The sequence below is a fragment of the Microbacterium sp. NPDC087868 genome, from assembly GCF_044900755.1.
GTDB classification, from domain to species: domain Bacteria; phylum Actinomycetota; class Actinomycetes; order Actinomycetales; family Microbacteriaceae; genus Microbacterium; species Microbacterium galbinum.
On record NZ_JBJDNO010000002.1, the window covers coordinates 913915 to 933718 of the forward strand.

20 protein-coding genes and 1 pseudogene are annotated in these 19804 nt (G+C 69.9%); 19 read left to right on the plus strand and 2 right to left on the minus strand.

Going from position 1 to position 19804, the window contains the following annotated elements:
• Positions 1-49: 49 nt before the first annotated feature.
• The 5 genes from ACI2JZ_RS09835 (at position 50) to ACI2JZ_RS09855 (ending at position 4539) form a co-directional block, all read left to right on the plus strand.
• The gene (locus ACI2JZ_RS09835) at positions 50-1828 is read left to right on the plus strand and encodes a DHA2 family efflux MFS transporter permease subunit (protein ID WP_404597377.1); all 1779 of its coding nucleotides are present in this window, start codon (positions 50-52) and stop codon (positions 1826-1828) included.
• A 1-nt stretch (position 1829) separates the two neighbouring features.
• On the plus strand, positions 1830-2285 hold the full coding sequence (locus ACI2JZ_RS09840; RefSeq protein WP_247624597.1) for a MarR family winged helix-turn-helix transcriptional regulator: 456 nt from the start codon (positions 1830-1832) through the stop codon (positions 2283-2285).
• Between the two features lie 66 nt (positions 2286-2351).
• Positions 2352-2861 (plus strand): MarR family winged helix-turn-helix transcriptional regulator, encoded by a 510-nt coding sequence (locus ACI2JZ_RS09845; protein WP_404597378.1) that lies wholly within the window; start codon positions 2352-2354, stop codon positions 2859-2861.
• A gap of 106 nt (positions 2862-2967) precedes the next feature.
• Positions 2968-3594 carry an MSMEG_1061 family FMN-dependent PPOX-type flavoprotein gene (locus ACI2JZ_RS09850; protein WP_404597379.1) on the plus strand — a complete coding sequence of 209 codons (627 nt, stop codon included), beginning with the start codon at positions 2968-2970 and terminating at the stop codon, positions 3592-3594.
• 18 nt (positions 3595-3612) lie between these two features.
• Positions 3613-4539: a PDR/VanB family oxidoreductase gene (locus tag ACI2JZ_RS09855; protein ID WP_404597380.1), complete on the plus strand. Its 927-nt coding sequence runs from the start codon at positions 3613-3615 to the stop codon at positions 4537-4539.
• 116 nt (positions 4540-4655) lie between these two features.
• On the opposite strand, the gene ACI2JZ_RS09860 is transcribed toward ACI2JZ_RS09855, so the two are convergent.
• Positions 4656-4862, minus strand: a complete 207-nt coding sequence (locus tag ACI2JZ_RS09860) for a hypothetical protein (protein WP_247624601.1) — start codon at positions 4860-4862, stop codon at positions 4656-4658.
• Between the two features lie 76 nt (positions 4863-4938).
• Here ACI2JZ_RS09860 and ACI2JZ_RS09865 point away from each other — a divergent pair, with 76 nt between their 5' ends.
• From ACI2JZ_RS09865 to ACI2JZ_RS09885, 5 genes and pseudogenes are all read left to right on the plus strand, one after another.
• Positions 4939-5322, plus strand: coding sequence for a thiol-disulfide oxidoreductase DCC family protein (locus tag ACI2JZ_RS09865; RefSeq protein WP_404597381.1), 384 nt, complete (start codon positions 4939-4941; stop codon positions 5320-5322).
• Between the two features lie 80 nt (positions 5323-5402).
• On the plus strand, positions 5403-6359 hold the full coding sequence (locus ACI2JZ_RS09870) for an ABC transporter substrate-binding protein (RefSeq protein ID WP_336641806.1): 957 nt from the start codon (positions 5403-5405) through the stop codon (positions 6357-6359).
• Positions 6360-6366: 7 nt separating this feature from the next.
• Positions 6367-7470 (plus strand): iron chelate uptake ABC transporter family permease subunit, encoded by a 1104-nt coding sequence (locus tag ACI2JZ_RS09875; protein ID WP_404597382.1) that lies wholly within the window; start codon positions 6367-6369, stop codon positions 7468-7470.
• Between the two features lie 4 nt (positions 7471-7474).
• Entirely contained in the window at positions 7475-8527 is a 1053-nt protein-coding gene (locus ACI2JZ_RS09880; RefSeq protein WP_404597383.1) for a FecCD family ABC transporter permease, read from the plus strand.
• A gap of 8 nt (positions 8528-8535) precedes the next feature.
• Positions 8536-9310 (plus strand): annotated as a pseudogene (locus tag ACI2JZ_RS09885) (ABC transporter ATP-binding protein).
• 79 nt (positions 9311-9389) lie between these two features.
• Here the strand turns inward: ACI2JZ_RS09885 and ACI2JZ_RS09890 are convergent.
• The gene (locus tag ACI2JZ_RS09890; RefSeq protein WP_247624607.1) at positions 9390-10418 is read right to left on the minus strand and encodes a LacI family DNA-binding transcriptional regulator; all 1029 of its coding nucleotides are present in this window, start codon (positions 10416-10418) and stop codon (positions 9390-9392) included.
• A gap of 128 nt (positions 10419-10546) precedes the next feature.
• Between ACI2JZ_RS09890 and ACI2JZ_RS09895 the strand changes: the two genes are divergently transcribed.
• From ACI2JZ_RS09895 to ACI2JZ_RS09935, 9 genes are read left to right on the plus strand one after another with little or no spacing between them, the layout of a single operon-like run.
• Positions 10547-11782: an amino acid ABC transporter substrate-binding protein gene (locus ACI2JZ_RS09895; RefSeq protein ID WP_247624608.1), complete on the plus strand. Its 1236-nt coding sequence runs from the start codon at positions 10547-10549 to the stop codon at positions 11780-11782.
• 10 nt (positions 11783-11792) lie between these two features.
• Positions 11793-12677 carry a branched-chain amino acid ABC transporter permease gene (locus ACI2JZ_RS09900; protein ID WP_247624609.1) on the plus strand — a complete coding sequence of 295 codons (885 nt, stop codon included), beginning with the start codon at positions 11793-11795 and terminating at the stop codon, positions 12675-12677.
• Positions 12661-13779, plus strand: a complete 1119-nt coding sequence (locus tag ACI2JZ_RS09905) for a branched-chain amino acid ABC transporter permease (protein WP_247633910.1) — start codon at positions 12661-12663, stop codon at positions 13777-13779. Before ACI2JZ_RS09900 ends, ACI2JZ_RS09905 begins: the two co-directional genes overlap by 17 nt.
• A complete protein-coding gene (locus ACI2JZ_RS09910; RefSeq protein ID WP_247633911.1) occupies positions 13776-14528 on the plus strand; it encodes an ABC transporter ATP-binding protein in 753 nt (250 codons plus the stop codon). Before ACI2JZ_RS09905 ends, ACI2JZ_RS09910 begins: the two co-directional genes overlap by 4 nt.
• A complete protein-coding gene (locus tag ACI2JZ_RS09915; protein ID WP_247624612.1) occupies positions 14518-15267 on the plus strand; it encodes an ABC transporter ATP-binding protein in 750 nt (249 codons plus the stop codon). Before ACI2JZ_RS09910 ends, ACI2JZ_RS09915 begins: the two co-directional genes overlap by 11 nt.
• Positions 15268-15305: 38 nt before the next feature.
• Entirely contained in the window at positions 15306-16508 is a 1203-nt protein-coding gene (locus ACI2JZ_RS09920) for a Gfo/Idh/MocA family protein (RefSeq protein WP_247633913.1), read from the plus strand.
• Positions 16509-16513: 5 nt separating this feature from the next.
• Positions 16514-17716, plus strand: a complete 1203-nt coding sequence (locus ACI2JZ_RS09925) for a dihydrodipicolinate synthase family protein (RefSeq protein WP_404597384.1) — start codon at positions 16514-16516, stop codon at positions 17714-17716.
• Positions 17717-17729: 13 nt separating this feature from the next.
• Positions 17730-18647, plus strand: a complete 918-nt coding sequence (locus ACI2JZ_RS09930; RefSeq protein ID WP_404597385.1) for a sugar phosphate isomerase/epimerase family protein — start codon at positions 17730-17732, stop codon at positions 18645-18647.
• Positions 18648-18657: 10 nt separating this feature from the next.
• Entirely contained in the window at positions 18658-19785 is a 1128-nt protein-coding gene (locus ACI2JZ_RS09935; protein WP_404597386.1) for a glycerate kinase, read from the plus strand.
• The last annotated feature ends 19 nt before the right edge of the window (positions 19786-19804 follow it).

Here is a 19804-nt window from a genome sequence, read left to right on the forward strand (position 1 = left end):
GCGGGTGGTTGCATCCCGTCAACAGTTGCACTTTTGCAACTAACGGCGTATGGTTGACACTTATCAACTTTCTACGCTGGAGCGTTCCCCTGTGACAACCATCTCTTCACCCGCGCACGACACCGTGCGCTCACCGCGCGAGGTCTTCACCGCGATCTCCGGGCTCGTCGTCGGCATGTTCGTCGCCGTGCTCTCGGGCACCGTCGTGTCGACCTCGATGCCGGTCATCATCGCCGACCTCGGCGGCACGCAGTCCCAGTACACCTGGGTCATCACCGCGAGCCTGCTCGCCACCGCCGTCTCCACCCCGATCTGGGGCAAGCTGGCCGACCTCGTCGACCGCAAGATCCTTGTGCAGATCTCGCTCATCCTCTTCACGGCCGGCACCGTGATCGCCGGATTCTCGACCGACACGAACATGCTCATCGCGGTGCGCGTCATCCAGGGCATCGGCGTCGGCGGCCTCATGTCGCTCGTCATGATCGCGGTCGCCCTCATCATCTCGCCGCGTGAGCGCGGCAAGTACATGGGCGTCGTCGGCGGCATCATGGCCCTCGGCACCATCGGCGGCCCGCTGCTCGGCGGACTCCTCACCGACGTGTGGGGCTGGCGCTCGAACTTCTTCGTCGGCGTGCCGTTCGCCCTCCTCGCCCTCGTGCTCCTGCAGTTCACGCTGCACCTGCCCAAGCCGCAGCGCGACAGCAGGGTCTCGATCGACTACTTCGGCATCGTGCTGCTCGCGGTCGGCGTCTCGACCCTCCTCATCTGGGTCTCGATGGGCGGCAGCCAGTTCGAGTGGGACTCGTCGACCAGCATCATGCTCGCCGTCATCGCCGGCGTCGCGATCGCCGCGTTCATCACCGTCGAGTTCTTCGTCAAGGAACCGATCGTGCCGATGTCGCTCTTCCGCAACCGCACCTTCACGCTCTCGGTCATCGCGTCGATCGCCATCGGCGTCTCGATGTTCGCCACCTCGGTGTTCCTCGCGCAGTACTTCCAGCTGGCCCGTGGCGCCACGCCGACCGAGTCGGGTCTCATGACGATCCCGATGATCATCGGCCAGATGGGCGCGTCGATCATCATCGGCCAGCTCGTCAGCCGCTTCGGCAAGTGGAAGGGATGGATGCTCACGGGCTCCGTGCTCACCACGATCGGCGTGAGCCTGATGTCGACGCTGCGCTACGACACCCCGTTCCCGCTGGTGGCCGTGTACATGTTCGTGCTCGGCGCGGGTCTCGGCATGGTCATGCAGAACCTCACGCTCATCGTGCAGAACGACACCGCCCCGCAGCAGCTGGGTGCGGCCTCGTCGAACGTGAACTTCTTCCGCACGATCGCCGGCACCATCGGCGTCACCGTCATGGGCTCGCTGCTCTCGACGAGCGTCGCCGGGTACATGACCGACTCGCTGAAGGACTTCGTGCCGTCGACGCAGGACGAGATCGACGCGCTGCCGCACCTCGCCTCGGGTGACGTACCGAAGGTCGGTCAGCTGCCCGACACGATCCGCGCGATCGTCGAGGGGGCCTACGGCCACGGCATCGCGGATGCCTTCATCATCGCCATCCCGCTCGCGGTCATCGCCGTCATCGCGATCGCGTTCCTCAAGAACAAGCCGCTGTCGACCAAGAATGCCGCCGAGCAGCTGCGCGAGCAGGCCGAGGAGTCGGTGCTCGAGGTCTCCGAGGCCGAGGTCGGTGCGACGATGTCGACCGGTGCGATCCGCATCGCGGGCACGGCATCCGCTTCTCCCTCCTCTCCGTCTGCTCCGTCGACCGGTTCGGTGACGACCGTTCTCGAACGCGACGGCCGGGAGTCGAGGGGCTGAGATGATCGGCTCGGATGCCGTCGCATCGCCCGACGCGGAGACCGCGCTGGGTGACCTGCAGACGCACCTCAACCTCATCTTCGCCCGCACGCGGACGCTGTGGCGGGAGTCCGCCGCCCGCATCTCGCCCGAGCTGCAGGTGGGTGGGTACAAGCTGCTGACCTTCATCGATCGAGCCGGCTCCGTCAGCGCGCACGAGTTGGCGGAGCGGTTCGAGATGGACAAGTCGGTGGTGAGCCGCCAGGTGCGGATGCTCGAAGATCTCGGTCTGATCGAGTCCCGCCCGGACGAGCGCGACGGGCGCCTGCGGGTGCTGACGGCGACGCCGTCGGCCTGTGCGGCGCTCGCCGAGCTGCGCCGCGACCACGGCGTGCGGCTGCGCGCGGTGGTCGCCGAGCTCACGCCCGAGGAGATCCACGCGGCATCCAAGGTCTTCCGGCTGCTGTCGGAGGTGTGACGCACGAAGCCCCGCCGGGCGGTCGACGGCGGGGCTTCGTCGTGCGCCGCCGTTAGGCTGGCGATCATGAGCGCCTCGACCGACGAACCCGCCCGCGAGGGCGCGCCCGCCGCGCAGTCCGCCGTGCAGTCCGGCACGCAGCCCGGCAGTGTCGACATCGACCAGGCGGTCTCGCGCGTCGAGCACGAGCTGGGTCGGCTGTTCGCGCGCATCCGAGTGAGCTGGCGCGAGGCGGCGACCACCGTGCATCCGGATCTGCAGCCCCTCGGCTACCAGGTGCTCACGTCGATCGCGACGGGCAAGGCGACCTCGGCCGGCGCGATCATCGAGCGCCTGCAGACCGACAAGTCGGCCGTCAGCCGTCACGTGCGCCAGCTCGAGCAGCTGGGACTGGTCGAGAGCGTTCCCGACCCCGACGATCGCCGGGCCCGTGTGCTGGTCGCCACCGATCTCGCGCAGGAGCGGGTCGCGCTCGCCCGCTCTCGCTACGAGGCGCGCCTCGCCGAGCGGTTGAGCCGCTGGTCGGCCGAAGACCTCGATCGCTTCTCGGAACTGCTAGCCGCCTTCGGCGACTGAGGCCCGTCTCGTCCGCCATCGGGGTGGGCGCTCAGCACAGCCGGTGGGGGTGACGCTGTGACGTCGCGACGGTGACGACCGCCATCCGCCTGGCTAGCCTGGAGGGATGGAGAGCTTCGACTTCCCCTCCGTCGATCTGGCCTACCTCAGGTCGACGCTCGGCGAACCCGAGGCACCGACCACGCAGAAGATCACGAACTTCCTCGACGAGAACTGCCTGACGTTCCTCGCGCATTCGCCGTTCTGCAGCCTGGCGACCGCGGATGCCGCGGGCAACTGCGACAGCTCGCCGCGCGGCGACTATCCCGGTTTCGTGCGGGCGCTCGATCCGCGCACCCTGGTGATCCCCGACCGGCTCGGCAACAAGATCGCCGATTCGATGACCAACATCATCGACAACGGACACATCGGACTGCTGTGCTTCGTGCCGGGCATGACCGAGACGCTGCGCATCAACGGCACGGCGACCGTCACGAACGACCCCTCGCTGCTGGCGATGCTCGAGCAGGACCATGCGGTTCCCGATCTCGCGATCGTCGTGCGCACCGAGCAGGTGTACCTGCACTGCGGGCGCGCGCTCGTGCGGGCGGGTCTCTGGGACGCCGAGATGCAGGACCTCGCCGAGGAGGTGCCGACCTCGGGCGCGATCTGGGCGAGCATGTCGGGCTTCGATCCCTCGGTCGGCGACGTGATCGACGACGCGATGGCCGGCGCCTACCGGAACCTGTACTGAATGCGGTCCCGTGCGGGGATGCTCCCCCTCGTCGTGAGCGAGATCGTCCATGAGACGCCCTCGATCGTCAGCATCCGTCTCGCCGCGCCCGACGGCACCGCGCTGCCGCCGTGGCAGCCGGGGGCGCACGTCGACGTGCAGCTCATCACGCGGCACGAGCGCCAGTACTCGCTGTGCGGCGACCCCGCAGATGCGCACGGCTATCGGATCGCCGTGCTGCGCGAGGAGTTCTCGCGCGGGGGCTCGCACTACATCCACTCGTTCCTGCGGGTGGGGAGCCGGGTGTGGGTGCGCCCACCCCGCAACCTCTTCACCCTGTCGGATGCTCCGGCGTACCACCTGCTCGCGGCGGGCATCGGCATCACGCCGATCCTGGCGATGGCGCGGCATCTGGCCGCCGAGGATGCCGACTGGCGGATGACGTATCTGGTGCGTCGGCGCGAGGACGTGGCTTTCGCGGACGATCTCGCTGCCCTCGGCGATCGCGTCACGATCCATGTCGGCGCCGAAGCCGGGCGGATGGATCTGGCCGAGCTCTACGCGGGCCTCGCGCCCGGCACCGCGGTCTACGCTTGCGGACCGCAGCGCTTCGTCGATGCGCTCGACGACCTCGCGGGTGCCCTGCCCGGCGGTGCGAGTCTGCACGTGGAGCGCTTCGAGCCGAAGCCGCGCGAGTTCCGGCCGAACGAGGCGTTCACCGTGGTCTGCGCGGGCAGTGACGTCACGGTCGAGGTGCCGGCCGAGCGTTCGATGCTCGGCGCGCTCCAGAGTGCGGGCGTGCCGGTCGAGGGCTCGTGTCTGCGGGGCATCTGCGGCTCCTGCGCGGTGACCGTGCTCGACGGCATCCCCGAGCATCGCGACTCGCTCACCGGTGACGACGCATCGATGACGATGTACCCGTGCGTCTCACGGGCGCTGTCGCCGACGCTCGTGATCGACGCCTGAAGCGGAGCTGCTCGCCTCCGCGCCGCCTCCCCGTCGGGCGGAGAACTCCGTGTCGGGCGGAGATTCCGGGAACAAACATCCGCCCGACGCCGAGAACTCCGCCCATCGCGGGGGTCTCAGCGCGAGGTCGGCGGCAGTTTGTCGACGCCGTGCCGGTTCGGTTTGCCGGGCTCGGCGGCCGTGTCGGGCGACACGCTCCCGTGCTCGGCGGGCTCGCTCGAAGTCGGGTAGCTGGGCTCGTCGATCTCGACGGCCTTATCGCGCTCATCGAGCGGGGGCAGATGGTCGAGGGGCTGCTTGATGTCATCGGGGTTGTGGCTCATACCTCACCATCCGCTGCCCGGTGGTTCGCAGGCCAGGGGGTTGAGAACCCGCGGGGGCTGTGATGGGGTCGGAGGCATGCGCTCGCGACCGCTGCTCGTCTTCGACGGCGACTGCGGGTTCTGCACGACCGCGGTGAGCGTGCTCGAGAAACGGCTCGCGCGTTTCCCCGACGCCGAGCCCTGGCAGTGGCTCGACCTCGATGCGCTCCGCCTGAGCAACCACGACGTCACGCGCTACGTCTGGCTGGTCGTGGGGGAGCAGCGGTTCCGCGGGCACGCGGCCTTCGCTGCACTGCTGCGGATGCAGCCCGGCCGGTGGATGCGAATCCTCGGACGGATGCTGGTGACCCCGCCGTTCGCGTGGGCGGCGGCGCTCGGCTACGCACTCGTCGCCCGCTTCCGGCACCGCCTCCCGGGCGGGACGGCCGCCTGCGCGATGCCGAGGGGACACGCCCGATGATCTAGTTAGGATTACCTACCCTAACTAAATTCTTGTTACGGTCGAAGAGCTCCCCTTCCACCGACAGATTGGTCTTCACCGTGCTCCGCCGGTCCTCTCTCGCTGCCCTCGTCGCCGCCTCCGCCCTGCTCCTCGCCTCCTGCGCCTCGACCGGAGACACCGCGGAACAACCGGAATCGGGGGAGGGTGTCACGCTCGAACACCCCTCGCTCGAGGGCCTGTCGATCGACTTCGCCGCGCAGCCCGAGAGCATCGTGATGGACTGCTACGCCTACAGCTCGCTGCACGAGTACGGCATCGAGCCCGTCGCCCTCTTCGGCTACGAGTGCGACAACCCCTTCGTGATGGGCGATGCCGACATCTCCGACATCCCGAAGATCGGGACCGACGGCGAGATCGACGTCGAAAAGCTCGCCGAGCTGCGCCCCGACGCGATCATCGGTCAGGGCACCGCCGACGGCTGGCAGTGGTTCGACGAGGACGTGAACGCGCAGATCACCCGCGTCGCCCCGTTCGTGCCGCTGCCCGGCAGTGAGACGATCGACGGTCGCATCGCCGACACCCGCACGATCGCCGCGTTCTTCGGTGCCGACGTCACCTCCGACGCCATCGTGCAGTCCGACGCCGACCTGGAAGACGCGAAGGAGGCCTTCAGTGCGGCGATCACCGGCAGCGGTCTGAACATCATGCTCACCAGCCCCGCGAAGGAGATGCTGTACACCGGCGTCGGCTTCGCCCAGGCCGAGCTGCTCGAAGAACTCGGCGCGACCATCGTCGGCGCCGACGCCCCCGAGACCGGCAACCCGTGGGGGCAGGTCGCGTGGGAGGATGCCTCGACATACCCGGCCGACATCCTGCTCATCGAGGGCTACGGCGACGACTTCTCCTTCACCGCCGACCTCTGGGACGCGCTGCCCGCCGTGCAGGCCGACCAGCTCGGCGCCTGGAGCTCGAAGGGCGCCATGACGGCCACGACGTACGCGGCCTGGCTGAACGACGTCGCCGACCTCGTCTCGTCGTCGACGAAGGTCTCCTGACCGTCGGATGAACCCGCAGCCCGCGGCATCCGGGCCCGCCCCGAACACCCTCGTGTCCGGGGCGGACCCGCGCCCGCCCTCGCCCCGTTCCTCGCCCCTCTCCGCCGCCCGTTCCTCCGCCGGGCGGCGCTGGGTCGGGCTCGTGCCGCTCGCGATCCTCTGCATCGCAGCCCTCGCCGCCAGCATGCTCGTCGGCTCGCGCGCCGTTCCTCCGGCCGAGGTGATCCAGGCCCTCCTTCATCCCGACCCCGCCGACGCGATCTCGCAGACCGTCTGGTTCTCGCGCGTTCCGCGCACCGTGCTCATCCTCGTCGCCGGTGCCGCGCTCGGCGTCGCCGGGGCGCTCATGCAGGCCGTCACCCGCAACCCCATGACCGACCCCGGCATCCTGGGTGTCAACGCGGGGGCGTCGCTCGCCGTCGTCGTGGGGCTCGCGTTCTTCGGCACGACCGACATCTCGCAGTACATGTGGTGGTCGTTCGCGGGGGCGATGATCACCTCGGTGCTCGTCTTCGTGATCGGCAACACCGGCACCGCCCGCGGCAACCCCGTGCGCATGACCCTGTCGGGCGTCGCGCTCGGCGCGGTGCTCATGGGGTTCTCGTCGGCCGTGCTGCTGACGCACTCCGAGATCCTCGAGAAGATGCGCGGGTGGTCGGCGGGCACCACGGCCTCGCAGCCGCTCGAGGCGACGCTCGCGATCGTGCCGTTCATCGTCGTGGGCCTCGTCATCGCCCTGCTCAGCTCGCGCTCCCTCGACGTGCTGTCGCTGGGCGAGGCATCCGCCGTGGCGATGGGTGCGCATCCGAACCGCATCCGTCTCGTCGTGCTCGTCGCGATCGCGCTGCTCGCGGGCGGTGCGACGGCCGCGGCCGGGCCCATCGGCTTCCTCGGGCTGCTCGCCCCGCATCTCGCGCGCATGATCGTCGGCCCGCACCAGGGGTGGATCCTCGCGTACTCGGTGCTCATCGCGCCGACCGTCATGGGGTTCGCCGATGTGCTCGGCCGCGTCATCACCGCGGGTGAGGTGCCGGTGGGTGTCGTGACCGCGTTCATCGGAGCGCCCGTGCTCATCTACATGGTGCGGCGCTTCCGCGTGTCGGAGGTGTGAGGCGATGACCGACCTCGACTTCGGCCGACGCGTGCACCGCATCGGTCCGCGCTCCCGCCCGTTCCTGCTCGTCGACGCGCGCTCGGCCCGCATCTGCGCAGGGCTCTGGATCGCGATCGTGCTGCTCGCCGTCTTCGCCGTGTTCTCGGGCTCCGCGCAGATCACCCCGATCGAGGCGCTCGCGGCGCTCGTCGGCCAGGGCGACGCCTACACCTCGATGGTCGTGCTCGAGTGGCGCGCGCCGCGCATCCTCATGGCGGTGCTGCTCGGCGCGTGCCTGGCGATGAGCGGCGCGATCTTCCAGAACCTCACCGGCAACCCGCTGGGCTCGCCGGACGTGATCGGATTCCAGACCGGGTCGTACACCGGCGCGATCGTCGTGATGCTGCTGCTCGGCGGCGGCTCGGTCGAGACCATGGCCGGGGCGCTCGCCGGGGGTGTGGCGACCGCGTTCCTCGTGTTCCTGCTCTCGTCGAAGCGCGGGGCGGTGCGCGGGGTGCGGCTCATCATCGTGGGGATCGCGGTCAGCGCGATGCTCGCCTCGGTGAACGTGTGGATCCTGCTGACGGCGACCGTCGAAGACGCGATCATGGCGAGCCTGTGGGGTGCCGGCAACCTGTCGGGCGTCTCGTGGGCGACGTTCCTGGGGGCGTTCGGCGGATCGGCGGTCTTCCTGATCGCCGCGATGGCGTTGAGCAGGCCGATGCGATTGATGCAGATCGGGATGCCGTTCGCCACCGCCCTCGGCCAGAACGTGCGCGCGGTGCAGGTGGCGGCGATCGTGATCGGCGTCGGACTCACCGCCCTCGCCACGGCGACCGTCGGACCGATCTCGTTCATCGCGCTCGCGGCCCCGCAGATCGCGCGCCGCGTGGTGCGCTCCGACGGGCTCGCGCTCGGCCCGACCGCCGCCGTCGGGGCTCTGCTGCTGCTCCTCGCCGACGTCGTGGCGCAGCGCATCCATCCCGATTCCCCCCTGCCCGTCGGCATCGTCACGGTGTCGATCGGCGGACTGTACTTCCTGTGGCTGCTCCTGCGAGAGGGAAAGAAGAGATGACCCGACTGATGGTCGACGGCGCCGCGCTCGGCTACGCCGACAAGCTCGTGTGCGCCGATGTGTCCGTCGAGATCCCTGACGGCGCGTTCACCGTGATCGTGGGGCCGAACGCCTGCGGCAAATCGACGCTGCTCAAGAGCCTGACGCGGCTCCTGCCCCCGGCCCGGGGGAGCGTGCTGCTCGACGGCAAGAGCCTGCACGATCTGCCCACCAAGCACGTGGCGCGCGAGGTCGGCCTCCTCCCGCAGGGACCGGTGGCTCCGGACGGCATCCGCGTCGTCGATCTGGTCACGCGGGGGCGGTACCCGCACCAGCGCCTGTTCGCGCCGTGGTCGCCCGAGGACGAGGCCGCCGTCGCCGAGGCGATGGACGCCACCGGCATCCGTCATCTGTCGGGTCGGATGGTCGACGAGCTCTCGGGCGGGCAGCGGCAGCGCGTGTGGATGGCGGTGGCGCTGGCGCAGCAGACGCCGATCCTGCTGCTCGACGAGCCGACGACCTACCTCGACGTCAGTCATCAGATCGAGTTGCTGGAACTCTGCCGCACGCTCAACCGCACGCAGGGGGCACACGCTCGTCGCCGTGCTGCACGACCTCAACCAGGCCGCGCGCTACGCCGATCACGTGATCGCGATGAAGGACGGCGAAGTGGTCGCGACCGGCACCCCCGGTGAGGTGATCACCGAGGCGCTCGTCGCCGACGTGTTCGGGCTCGACGCCCGGGTGATCGCCGATCCCGAGTCGGGGAGCCCGCTGGTCGTGCCGCGCTGGCCGCACGGCTGAGTTCCGGGGCGCGAGGGGTCACGACACGCCGCGAACGGATGCCGAGGCGCGGCGTGTCGTGACTCCTCGGCGCGGGGCGTCAGCCGCGCGGCGGCGCCGTCGACGCGCGCACGATCAGCTCGTGCGAGGTGCTGACGGTGCGGGCCTCGTCGCTCGCGGGGCGCAGGATCAGCGCGACGGCGTGCTGCCCCATCTCGAACATCGGGATGCGGGCGGTGGTGAGCGCGGGGGCGACATCGGCGGCGACCGCGATGTCGTCGAAGCCGACGACCGACAGATCGTCGGGAACGCGGATGCCCTGCTGGCGCAGTTCGCTCAGGATGCCGATGGCCATGGCGTCGTTGAGGCCGACGATCGCGGTGAGGTCGCGGCCCCGGAATTCGCCGTCGACGAGTTCGCGGGCGCCGGCGATACCGCCCTCGCGCGTGAACTCCTTCGACACCACGGTGAGTTCGACCTCGGCATCCGCGATGCCCTCGCGGAGTCCGGCGATGCGATCGGCGACGGTGTTGAGCTCGAGCGGGCCGGCGACGACGCCGATGCGGCGGTGCCCGAGCGCGGCGAGGTGCGCGCCGACCGAGACGCCGGCGCGGTGGTTGTCGGGCAATACGGCGTCGATCGGCAGGTAGTGGCGGCCGATGACGGCGGCGCGGCCGCCGGCGAGCGCGAACTCGGCGAGGGCGGCGGTCATCTTCTGCTCGTGCTCGGGGTCGGCGTACCCGGAGCCGGCGATGATGATCGACCCCACGCGCTGCCGGAGCAGCGCCTGCACCTGGGCGAGCTCGCTCTCGGGGGTGCGGTCGGCCTGGGCGATCTGCACGGAGCGGTTCTCGAGGGTGGCGCTGCGGATGACGCCGCTGGCGATCTCGGAGAAGTAGGGGTCGCCGATCTCGTGCACCAGCAGTCCGATGGTCGGCACGAGCCCGCCCGCGAGGCCGCGAGCGTGCAGGTTGGGTTCGTAGCCGAGCTCCTGCGCGACGCGTCGCACGTGGGCGGCGACCTCGGGAGAGATGCCCGAACCCCCGCTCATGGCGCGGGAGGCGCTCGCCAGGGAGACCCCGGCCGCCTCGGCGACGTCCACGAGTCGCGGCGTACCTGTACGCTTCACGAAAACCTCCCCCTGGAGCAAAATCGACGCTGATCGCGCTGTGGGTTGCTCTCGTTCTTCCACGCAAGTATAGTGGCGGAAGCGCTTACGAAAGCGCTTTCGCTTACGATGACGTAGGAGACACCCGCATGACTGCACGCCGCCAAGGTCGACGGATTGCCGCAGCGATCGGATCGTTGACGATCGCCGCCCTCACGGTTTCGGCCTGTTCCGGAACCGGTGACCAGTCGGAAGGGGGTGGATCGGACGACCCCATCGTCATCGGCATCTCGCTGCCGCTCACCGGCGACTTCTCGGAGCCGGGCAAGGGCGTCGAGCGGGGCTACGAGGCCTGGCGAGACATCATCAACGAGAACGGCGGACTGCTCGGTCGCCAGGTCGAGCTGAAGATCCTCGACGACCAGTCCAACGCCGACCGCGTCGTCTCGGACTACGAGTCGCTCATCGCGCAGGACGGCGTCGACCTGGTCTTCGGCCCGTTCTCGACCCGCCTGGTCGTGCCCTCGGCGCGTGTCGCGCAGGAGTACGGCATGCTCTTCGTCGAGCCGGCGGGAGCCGCGGCCGAGGTGTTCGAGCAGGGCTTCGACAACCTCTTCTACGCCGCCCCCGCGATCGCGAACGATCACTACAACAACCTCGCCGACTACCTGCTCGCCCTTCCCGAGGACCAGCGTCCCGAGACCGCGGCCGTCGCCGCGATGGACGACCCCTTCGCGCAGGGCACCGCCTACGGTCTCCGCGACAAGCTCGAAGAGGCCGGGGTCGAGATCCTCGTCGACGAGGTCTACCCGCCCAACACGACCGACTTCTCGACGATCGCGGCGAAGATCGCGCAGTCGGATGCCGACATCGTGATCGGCGGCACCCAGTACCAGGACGCGGTCAACCTGATCATCGCGCTGCAGCAGCTGAACTACCAGCCCGAGCTCGCCGCGTTCTCGACCGCCCCGACCAACCCCGAGTTCGCCGCGGCGATCGGCGGGGCGACCGAGGGCATCCTGGCTCCCACCGGCTACTCGCCCGACTCGCAGTTCCCCAGCAACATCGAGTTCGTCGAGAAGTACACCGAGATGCACGGCAACCCGCCGGCCGAGGACGAGGCGAACGCCTACACGACCGGCCAGGTCGTGGCCGCGGCCGTCGAGGCCGTCGGCTGCGCCGAGCAGGGCGAGTGCCAGCAGCAGCTCATCGACTGGCTCCGTGACAACGAGGTGGAGACCGTGGTCGGCCCCCTGAGCTGGGACGAGACGGGCAAGCCCACCGGCGCCCACCTCATCCAGCAGTGGGTCGGCGGCGAGATCCGCATCGTCCTCCCCGAGGACGTCAAGGAGACCGACTTCCTCTTCCCGAAGCCGACGTGGTGATCCGCACATCGTGAGTGGAGCACTGCTACTTCAAAGCCTGATCCTCGGCGTGCTGCTGGGAGGGCTCTACGCCCTCCTGGCCGCAGGCCTCACCCTCTACTTCGGCATCATGCGCGTCGTGATGATCGCGCACTCCGCGTTCCTCATCCTCGCCGCGTACCTCGCCTGGTGGTTCAACCGCGAGACCGGGCTCGACCCGCTCATCTCCCTAGTCGTCACCGTGCCGCTGTTCTTCGTGACCGGCGTCGTGATGCAGCGTCTGCTGGTGTCGCGGCTCAAGCCGCTGACGCTCACCATGATGTCGGTGCTGCTCACCTTCGCGGTGGCGCTGATCATCGAGGGGGCGCTCGGGTTCTTCTTCTCGGGCACCCAGCGGCGCATCCCGCTGCCGTACGCCAGCGCGAGCCTCGACTTCTTCGGCGCCCAGGTGCCGGTCGTCAAGCTCATCGCGTTCGGTCTCGCGGCCGTGGCGCTCGCCGGCCTCTTCGTGCTGCTGAAGTACACGCGGTTCGGGCAGGCGCTGCGCGCCACGATCCAGCACCCGGAGGCGGCGCGGCTGGTCGGCATCAACACCGACCGCGTCGCGGGCTACGGCTTCGGCCTCGGCCTCGCGACCGCCGCGATCGGCGGCACCGCGCTCTCGCTCGACGCCACGATCTACCCGTCGCTGCACTGGCACTGGATCGGACCGCTCATGGCGATCATCGTCGTCGGCGGTCTCGGCAGCATCCCGGGCGCGGCCATCGCGGCGCTCGTCCTCGGAGTCGCGCAGAGCCTGCTGCAGCTCCCCCTCGGACCCACGTGGGCGCAGACGATCTTCTACGTCGCCCTGTTCGCCACGCTGATGTTCCGCCCGCAAGGATTCTTCGGAGGTCGTCTTGCCCAGCGTTTCTAGCCGCGAACCGATCGCGACCGAGACGGTCGTCATCGCTCCGCCCGCTCCCACCCGTCGTCGCTCGACGACGTGGATCAAGCTCGCCGCTCTCGTCATCGGCGCGGCGCTCATCCTCTCGTTCCCGACCATCGCCCCGAACCCGTACATCCTGTCGGCGGGCGTCGTCATCCTCAACTACGCCGTGCTGTCGACGGGGTGGAACTTCATGGGCGGGTTCACGGGGTACATCTCCCTGGGGCACGCCGCGTACTTCGGGCTCGGGGCCTACGGCACCGCGCTCCTGATCAAGTACCTGGCGCTGCCGGGCTTCGTCGCCTGGATCCTCGCCGCTCTGCTCGTCGCGGTCATCGCGATCCCGATCGGCATCGCCGCCCTCCGGGTGCGCGGAGCGTCGTTCGTGATCGTCTCGATCGCCTTCGTGCTCATCATGCTGCTGGTCTTCCAGAGCTGGCGCGAGGTGACCGGCGGCTCCGAGGGACTCAACGTCCCCCGTCCGTTCCCCGGCATGCTGCGCCCCGAGCACCACCGCGTGTTCTTCTACCTGTTCGTCGCCCTGCTCGCGTTCGCGCTGCTGGTGTGGTGGATCATCGACCGGTCGAAGTTCGGCACCGCGCTCAAGTCCATCCGCGAGGACGAGGACAAGGCGCAGTCGCTGGGCGTGCCGACCACCCGCTACAAGCTCATCGCCTACATCCTCTCGGCGCTGTTCGTGTCGTTGGGCGGCGGGCTCTACGCCCTGTGGTTCGGCGACCTCGACCCGATCTTCCAGTTCTCGATCCTCATCGGTTCGTACATGGTGCTCATGGCGCTGCTCGGCGGGGTGCGCAACCTCTTCGGCCCGCTCCTCGGAGCAGTCGTCGTGGGTGTCGCCCTCGAGTACTTCAAGCTCGAGTTCGGTGACACGCAGTTCCACCTCATCGCCACCGGCATCCTGCTCGGCATCGTCGTGCTCTTCATGCCCGACGGCGTCATCCCCGCGGTGCGCAACCTCGTCACCCGCAAATCCGACCAGGCCTCGATCCGCGAGGTGACCGCCGGCGAGCTCCTCGAGCAGAACGAGAAGCGAACAGCGGATGCCGCGGCGAAGGAGACGTCAGCATGAACGCCGCCACCACCACGCTCGACAGCCTCAGCACGGCCTCGATGACCAAGAGGTTCGGCGGCGTGACCGCGGTCGACGCCGCCACGGTCACCTTCCAGGAGGGCAAGGTCAACGGGCTGATCGGGCCGAACGGCTCGGGCAAGACGACCTTCTTCAACTGCGTGACCGGCATGATCAAGCCGGACTCCGGCGAGGTGCGGTACCGGGGGCAGGCGATCACCCGCAAGTCGCCCGACCGCATCGCCCGTGCGGGCATCGGCCGCAGCTTCCAGCTGTGCCGGGTGTTCCCGCGCATGACGGTGATGGAGAACCTGCTGGTCGCGGTGCGCAGCACGAGCATCCGCCAGCAGCTGCGCTCGGCGCACGATCCGGAGGAGCTGGAGCGGGCCCGCGGCTGGCTGCGGCGCGTCGGCATCGATCACCTCGAGCACGCCGAGGCCCGCAACCTCAGCTACGGCCAGCAGAAGCTGTTGGAGCTGGCGGGAGTGCTCATGGGCGAGCCCGACACGATCATGCTCGACGAGCCCGCCGGTGGCGTGAACCCCGCCCTCATCGGGCGCATCGCGACCCTCGTGCGCGAGCTCAACGAGGAGGGCAAGACCTTCATCATCGTCGAGCACAACATGGAGATGGTCATGAGCCTGTGCGACCACGTGATCGTGTTCGACCGCGGGCGTCCGATCGCCGCGGGCACCCCCGAGATCATCCAGCAAGACCCGCGAGTCCTGGAGGCCTACCTTGGAGTCTGAAGCGAAGAACCTGCTCGAACTGCGCGACATCGAGGCCGGGTACGGCCGGGCGGCGCTCGTGCTCCGCGGCCTCACTGTCGAGGTGCCGCCGGGATCGGTGGTCTGCCTCGTGGGGCCGAACGGCGCCGGCAAGTCGACCGTGCTGAAGGTCGCGAGCGGCATGCTCAAGCCGCGCTCGGGGAAGATCGAGGTCGACGGCCGCGACATCACCGGCGAGGGCCCGCAGTCGATGCTGCGCCACGGCCTCGCCCACGTGCTGCAGGGCCACAGCGTCTTCCGCGAGATGACGGTCGGCGAGAACGTGATGCTCGGCGCCTTCACCCTCAAGGACCAGAAGGTGATCCACGAGCGCGTGGAGTTCGTGCAGAACCTCTTCCCCATCGTGGGGGAGCGGTGGAAGCAGCTCGCCGGGCTCCTCTCGGGCGGCCAGCAGAAGCAGGTCGAGTTCGCCCGGTCGCTCATGGTGAGCCCCAAGGTCGTGCTCCTCGACGAGCCGTCGATGGGCCTCGACCCCAAGACCACCGAGAAGGTGTTCGAGCAGATCGTGCGCATGCGCGATGCCGGAACCGCGGTTCTGCTCGTCGAGCAGAACGCGCGACGGGCGCTCGAGACCGCCGACATCGGCTGTGTGCTCGACCTCGGTCGCGTGCACATCTCGGGCCCGGCATCCGAACTGCTCGCCGACCCCACCCTCGCCGCGCTCTACCTCGGCGGCAAGCCCGCCGCGGCCGGCAACTGACTCGCATGAACAGCACCCTGACGGAAGAACGGAACGAGATGTCACTCACCACCACCGCCTCTCCCGAGGCTCCCGCATCCGCTCCCGCGAAGACGCGCGAGATCGGCATCATCATGAACGGCGTCTCGGGACGCATGGGCTACCGCCAGCACCTCGTGCGCTCGATCCTCGCGATCCGCGACGAGGGCGGCATCGAACTCTCCGACGGCACGAGGGTGACGGTGCGGCCGCTCCTCGTCGGCCGCAGCGAGACGAAGCTCGCCGAGCTCGCCGAGCGCCACGGCATCGCCGACTACACGACGGATCTCGATGCGGCGCTCGCCGATCCGCAGTGGGAGATCTACGCCGACTTCCTCGTGACGAAGGCGCGGGCCACGGCGTTGCGCAAGGCGATCGCGGCCGGCAAGACGATCTACACCGAGAAGCCGACCGCCGAGTCGCTCGAGGAGTCGCTCGAACTCGCCCGCCTCGCCCGCGAGGCCGGCGTCAAGACCGGTGTCGTGCACGACAAGCTCTACCTCCCCGGTCTGCAGAAGCTCAAGCGACTGATCGACTCGGGCTTCTTCGGGCGCATCCTCTCGGTGCGCGGCGAGTTCGGCTACTGGGTCTTCGAGGGCGACTGGCAGCCCGCGCAGCGCCCGAGCTGGAACTACCGCACCGAGGACGGCGGCGGCATCATCGTCGACATGTTCCCGCACTGGAACTACGTGCTCGAGAACCTGTTCGGCACGGTCGAGAGCGTCTACGCGCAGGCGGCCGTGCACATCCCCGACCGCTGGGACGAGCACGGCGAGCGCTACATCGCCACCGCGGAGGACGCGGCGTACGGCATCTTCGAGCTCGAGGGCGGGGCGATCGCGCAGATCAACTCCTCGTGGACCGTGCGCGTCAACCGCGACGAGCTCGTCGAGTTCCACGTCGACGGCACGCTCGGCTCGGCGGTCGTCGGGCTCTTCGGTGCCAAGATCCAGCACCGCAACGCCACCCCGAAGCCGGTGTGGAACCCCGACCTCGCCGACGACCACGACTACGCGGCCGACTGGGCCGGCGTGCCGACGAACGAGGTCTTCCAGAACGGCTTCCGGCAGCAGTGGGAGGAGTTCCTGGAGTCGTACGTTCTCGGCACCGACTACGCGTTCGACCTGCTCGCGGGTGCCCGCGGCGTGCAGCTCGCCGAGGCCGGACTCGCGTCGTCGCGCGAGGGGCGCAAGATCGAACTGACCCCGCTCACCGAGGGGTGACGACCATGGGCGCGCTCACCCTGCTCGCCCCGGACGGCTCGACCTCGCAGGTCGAGCTGTCCGAGGCGCCCGCCTACACCCGCCCCGACGGCCCGTTGCGGAGCCGCGTGGCCTACGCCGCGGCGCACGTCGTGCCGAAGGTCGCGGGAGACAACACCCCGGGGCGTCCCGCCGAGATCGACTGGGATGCGACGCTCGCCTTCCGCCGCCACGCCTACGCGTGGGGGCTGGGCGTGGCCGACGCGATGGACACCGCCCAGCGCAACATGGGATTGGATGCCGCGGCCACCCGCGAGCTGATCTCGCGCTCGGCCGCGGTCGCCCGCGAGGAGGGCGGCGCCGTCGTCGTCGGGGTCAACACCGATCACGTCGACGACGAGCAGATCACGGTGGATGCCGTCATCGACGCCTACAAGACGCAGCTGCACTTCACCGAGGAGAAGGGCGCCGGCCCCGTGATCATGGCGTCGCGCCACCTGGCCCGTGCCGCCAGCTCGGCCGACGACTACCGCCGGGTGTACCGCGAGGTACTGGGGGCGGCGACGACCCCGGTCGTGCTGCACTGGCTCGGCACCGCCTTCGACCCCGTGCTGCAGGGGTATTTCGGGTCGGACGACTGGCGCGCGGCATCCGATGTGCTGATCGAGATCATCGGCGAGAACCCCGACAAGGTGTCGGGCGTCAAGATGAGCCTGCTCGACGCGGCATCCGAGGTCGCCGTGCGCGACCGCCTGCCGGACGGTGTGCGCATGTTCACAGGCGACGACTTCAACTACGTCGGCCTCATCGGCGGAGCGGACGTGCCGGATGCCGCGCAGCCCGTGAGCGAGGCGGCCGAGCCGCGTCGGCACTCCGACGCGCTGCTCGGAGCCTTCGCGGCGCTGACGACGTCGGCCTCGGCGGCGATCCAGGCGCTGGATGCCGGCGACCCCGGCCGTTACCTCGAGATCCTCGGCCCGACCGAGGCTCTGAGCCGGCAGATCTTCGCCGCACCCACCTTCTACTACAAGACGGGGGTCGCGTTCATGTCATGGTTGAACGGGCACCAGCCCGCGTTCCAGATGGTCGGCGGCCTGCACTCCGCGCGCAGCCTGCCGCACCTGTCGCGCATCGTCGAGCTCGCGAACGAGGCGCGCGCGTTGGAGAACCCCGACCTCGCGGCCGGCCGCTGGCATGCACTGCTGAAGCTGAACGGTGTTCTCGCATGAATGGAGTGCTCGCATGACCGCGCCCGATCCCCGTCTGTCGATCAACCAGGCCACCATCAAGCACGCCGACCTCCGCACCGCCCTCGACGTCACGCGCGACGCCGGCATCGAGGCGATCGGTCTGTGGCGCGAGCCCGTGCAGGCCGTGGGGCTCGAGACCGCGGCGGCGATGCTCGCCGACTCGGGACTGCGCTTCACGACGCACTGCCGCGGCGGGTTCTTCACGGTGCCCGATGGCGACGCCCGGCGTGCTTCGCTCGACGACAACCGCGTCGCGATCGACGAGACCGCGGCGCTCGCCGCCGCCGGTGCTGCCGGATCGACCGCCGTGCTGGTGCTCGTCGCCGGCGGTCTGCCCGAGGGGTCGCGCGACATCGCGGGGGCGCGCGAACGGGTGCGCGACGCGATCGGCGACCTCGCGCCCTACGCGGCGGAGGCCGGGGTGACGCTCGCGATCGAGCCGCTGCATCCGATGTACGCGACCGACCGCTGCGTGGTCTCGACGCTCGGACTGGCGCTCGACATCGCCGCCGACTTCGACGCGCAGGTGGTGGGCGCCGCCGTCGACACGTTCCACATCTTCTGGGACCCCGACGTGCTCGCCCAGATCGCCCGCGCGGGCCGCGAGGGGCGCATCGCGACCTATCAGGTGTGCGACTGGAAGACCCCTCTGCCCGCCGACGTGCTGCTCAGCCGGCACTATCCGGGCGAGGGCGTGATCGACCTGCGCACCCTCACCGAGGCCGTGGTCGCCACCGGGTACGACCGCGACATCGAGGTCGAGATCTTCCACGCCGACATCTGGGCCGACGACCCGGCCGCCGTCGTGCGGCGCACGGCCGAGACCTTCGGGCGCAGCGTCTCGCCGTTCCTCGCGCCGGCGGACTCTCGCGCCGCCCCTTCTCGACCGGCCCCTTCTCGACCGGCATAGGGTCGAGAGCGTGCACACCGTCGTCTTCGCCCCCGACAGCTTCAAGGGCACGATCGGTGCCGCCGACGTCGCCGCCGCGCTCGCCGCGGGGTGGGGCTCCGTGCGCCCCGACGATCGTGTGGTGCTGCGGCCGATGGCCGACGGGGGCGAGGGCACGGTCGATGCCTTCGCCGCCGCGGTCGACGGTGCGGTGCGCGTGCCGGTGCGGGTGACGGGTCCGGACGGTGCGCCCACGGATGCCGCGTGGCTGAGGCTGCCGGCGACGCCCGACGCCCCGGGAGGCACGGGCGTCGTCGAACTCGCCTCGACGAGCGGCATCGAACTGCTCGGCGAGCGGCGCATCGGGGAGGAGGCGCACACGCTCGGATTCGGACAGGCGATCGCCGCAGCCCTCGACGCCGGGGTCTCGCGCCTCGTGCTCGGGATCGGGTCGAGTGCGTCGACCGACGGCGGGACCGGGATGCTGGCGGCGCTGGGCGCGCGGTTCCTGGACGCGTCCGGGGTGCCGATCGCGGTCGGTGCCCGCGGGCTCGCCGAGCTCGCGTCCGTCGATCCGACCGGGCTGCGCGTTCTGCCCCCGGGTGGCGTTCTCGTGCTCAGCGACGTGACGAATCCACTGGTGGGATCGCTCGGGGCGGCGGCGGTGTTCGGCCCGCAGAAGGGGCTCACGGGCGACGCGATCGCGCGCGCCGATGCGGGACTCGCGCGACTCGCCTCCCTGCTGCCCGTTGATCCCGAAACCCCGGGTGCCGGAGCGGCCGGAGGCACCGGCTTCGGCCTGCTGGCCTGGGGTGCACGACTCGTGGCCGGTTCGGCCGAGGTCGGCGAACTCGTGGGGCTCCCGGGTGCGCTGGCCGCGGCATCCGCTGTCGGTCCTGCCCTCGTGATCACCGGCGAGGGCGCGTTCGACGGGCAGTCGGGCGCCGGCAAGGTGCCCTCGTACGTCGCGGCCACTGCGGTCGACGCCGGGGTCGATGCTCTCCTCGTGGCCGGGCGAATCGATGCGGATGCCGACACCTCGGCGTTCGCCGCGCATGCCTCGTTGACCGAGCTCGCGGGGTCGGGGGAGGCCGCGATGCAGGACCCGGCGCGCTGGCTGCACGCCGCCGGGGCGTTGCTCGCCCGCTCACTGGGCTGACCCCGCAGGGGTCCTTCGT

What these genes read in the sequence shown, in the direction of transcription:
- ACI2JZ_RS09930 (WP_404597385.1), top strand. Translation starts at nt 17,730, where the DNA reads ATGACCGCGCCCGATCCCCGTCTGTCGATCAACCAGGCCACCATCAAG.
- ACI2JZ_RS09895 (WP_247624608.1), top strand. Translation starts at nt 10,547, where the DNA reads ATGACTGCACGCCGCCAAGGTCGACGGATTGCCGCAGCGATCGGATCG.
- ACI2JZ_RS09860 (WP_247624601.1), bottom strand. Translation starts at nt 4,862, where the DNA reads ATGAGCCACAACCCCGATGACATCAAGCAGCCCCTCGACCATCTGCCC.
- ACI2JZ_RS09840 (WP_247624597.1), top strand. Translation starts at nt 1,830, where the DNA reads ATGATCGGCTCGGATGCCGTCGCATCGCCCGACGCGGAGACCGCGCTG.
- ACI2JZ_RS09880 (WP_404597383.1), top strand. Translation starts at nt 7,475, where the DNA reads ATGACCGACCTCGACTTCGGCCGACGCGTGCACCGCATCGGTCCGCGC.
- ACI2JZ_RS09925 (WP_404597384.1), top strand. Translation starts at nt 16,514, where the DNA reads ATGGGCGCGCTCACCCTGCTCGCCCCGGACGGCTCGACCTCGCAGGTC.
- ACI2JZ_RS09865 (WP_404597381.1), top strand. Translation starts at nt 4,939, where the DNA reads ATGCGCTCGCGACCGCTGCTCGTCTTCGACGGCGACTGCGGGTTCTGC.
- ACI2JZ_RS09920 (WP_247633913.1), top strand. Translation starts at nt 15,306, where the DNA reads ATGTCACTCACCACCACCGCCTCTCCCGAGGCTCCCGCATCCGCTCCC.
- ACI2JZ_RS09875 (WP_404597382.1), top strand. Translation starts at nt 6,367, where the DNA reads ATGAACCCGCAGCCCGCGGCATCCGGGCCCGCCCCGAACACCCTCGTG.
- ACI2JZ_RS09850 (WP_404597379.1), top strand. Translation starts at nt 2,968, where the DNA reads ATGGAGAGCTTCGACTTCCCCTCCGTCGATCTGGCCTACCTCAGGTCG.
- ACI2JZ_RS09910 (WP_247633911.1), top strand. Translation starts at nt 13,776, where the DNA reads ATGAACGCCGCCACCACCACGCTCGACAGCCTCAGCACGGCCTCGATG.
- ACI2JZ_RS09835 (WP_404597377.1), top strand. Translation starts at nt 50, where the DNA reads ATGGTTGACACTTATCAACTTTCTACGCTGGAGCGTTCCCCTGTGACA.
- ACI2JZ_RS09855 (WP_404597380.1), top strand. Translation starts at nt 3,613, where the DNA reads ATGCTCCCCCTCGTCGTGAGCGAGATCGTCCATGAGACGCCCTCGATC.
- ACI2JZ_RS09845 (WP_404597378.1), top strand. Translation starts at nt 2,352, where the DNA reads ATGAGCGCCTCGACCGACGAACCCGCCCGCGAGGGCGCGCCCGCCGCG.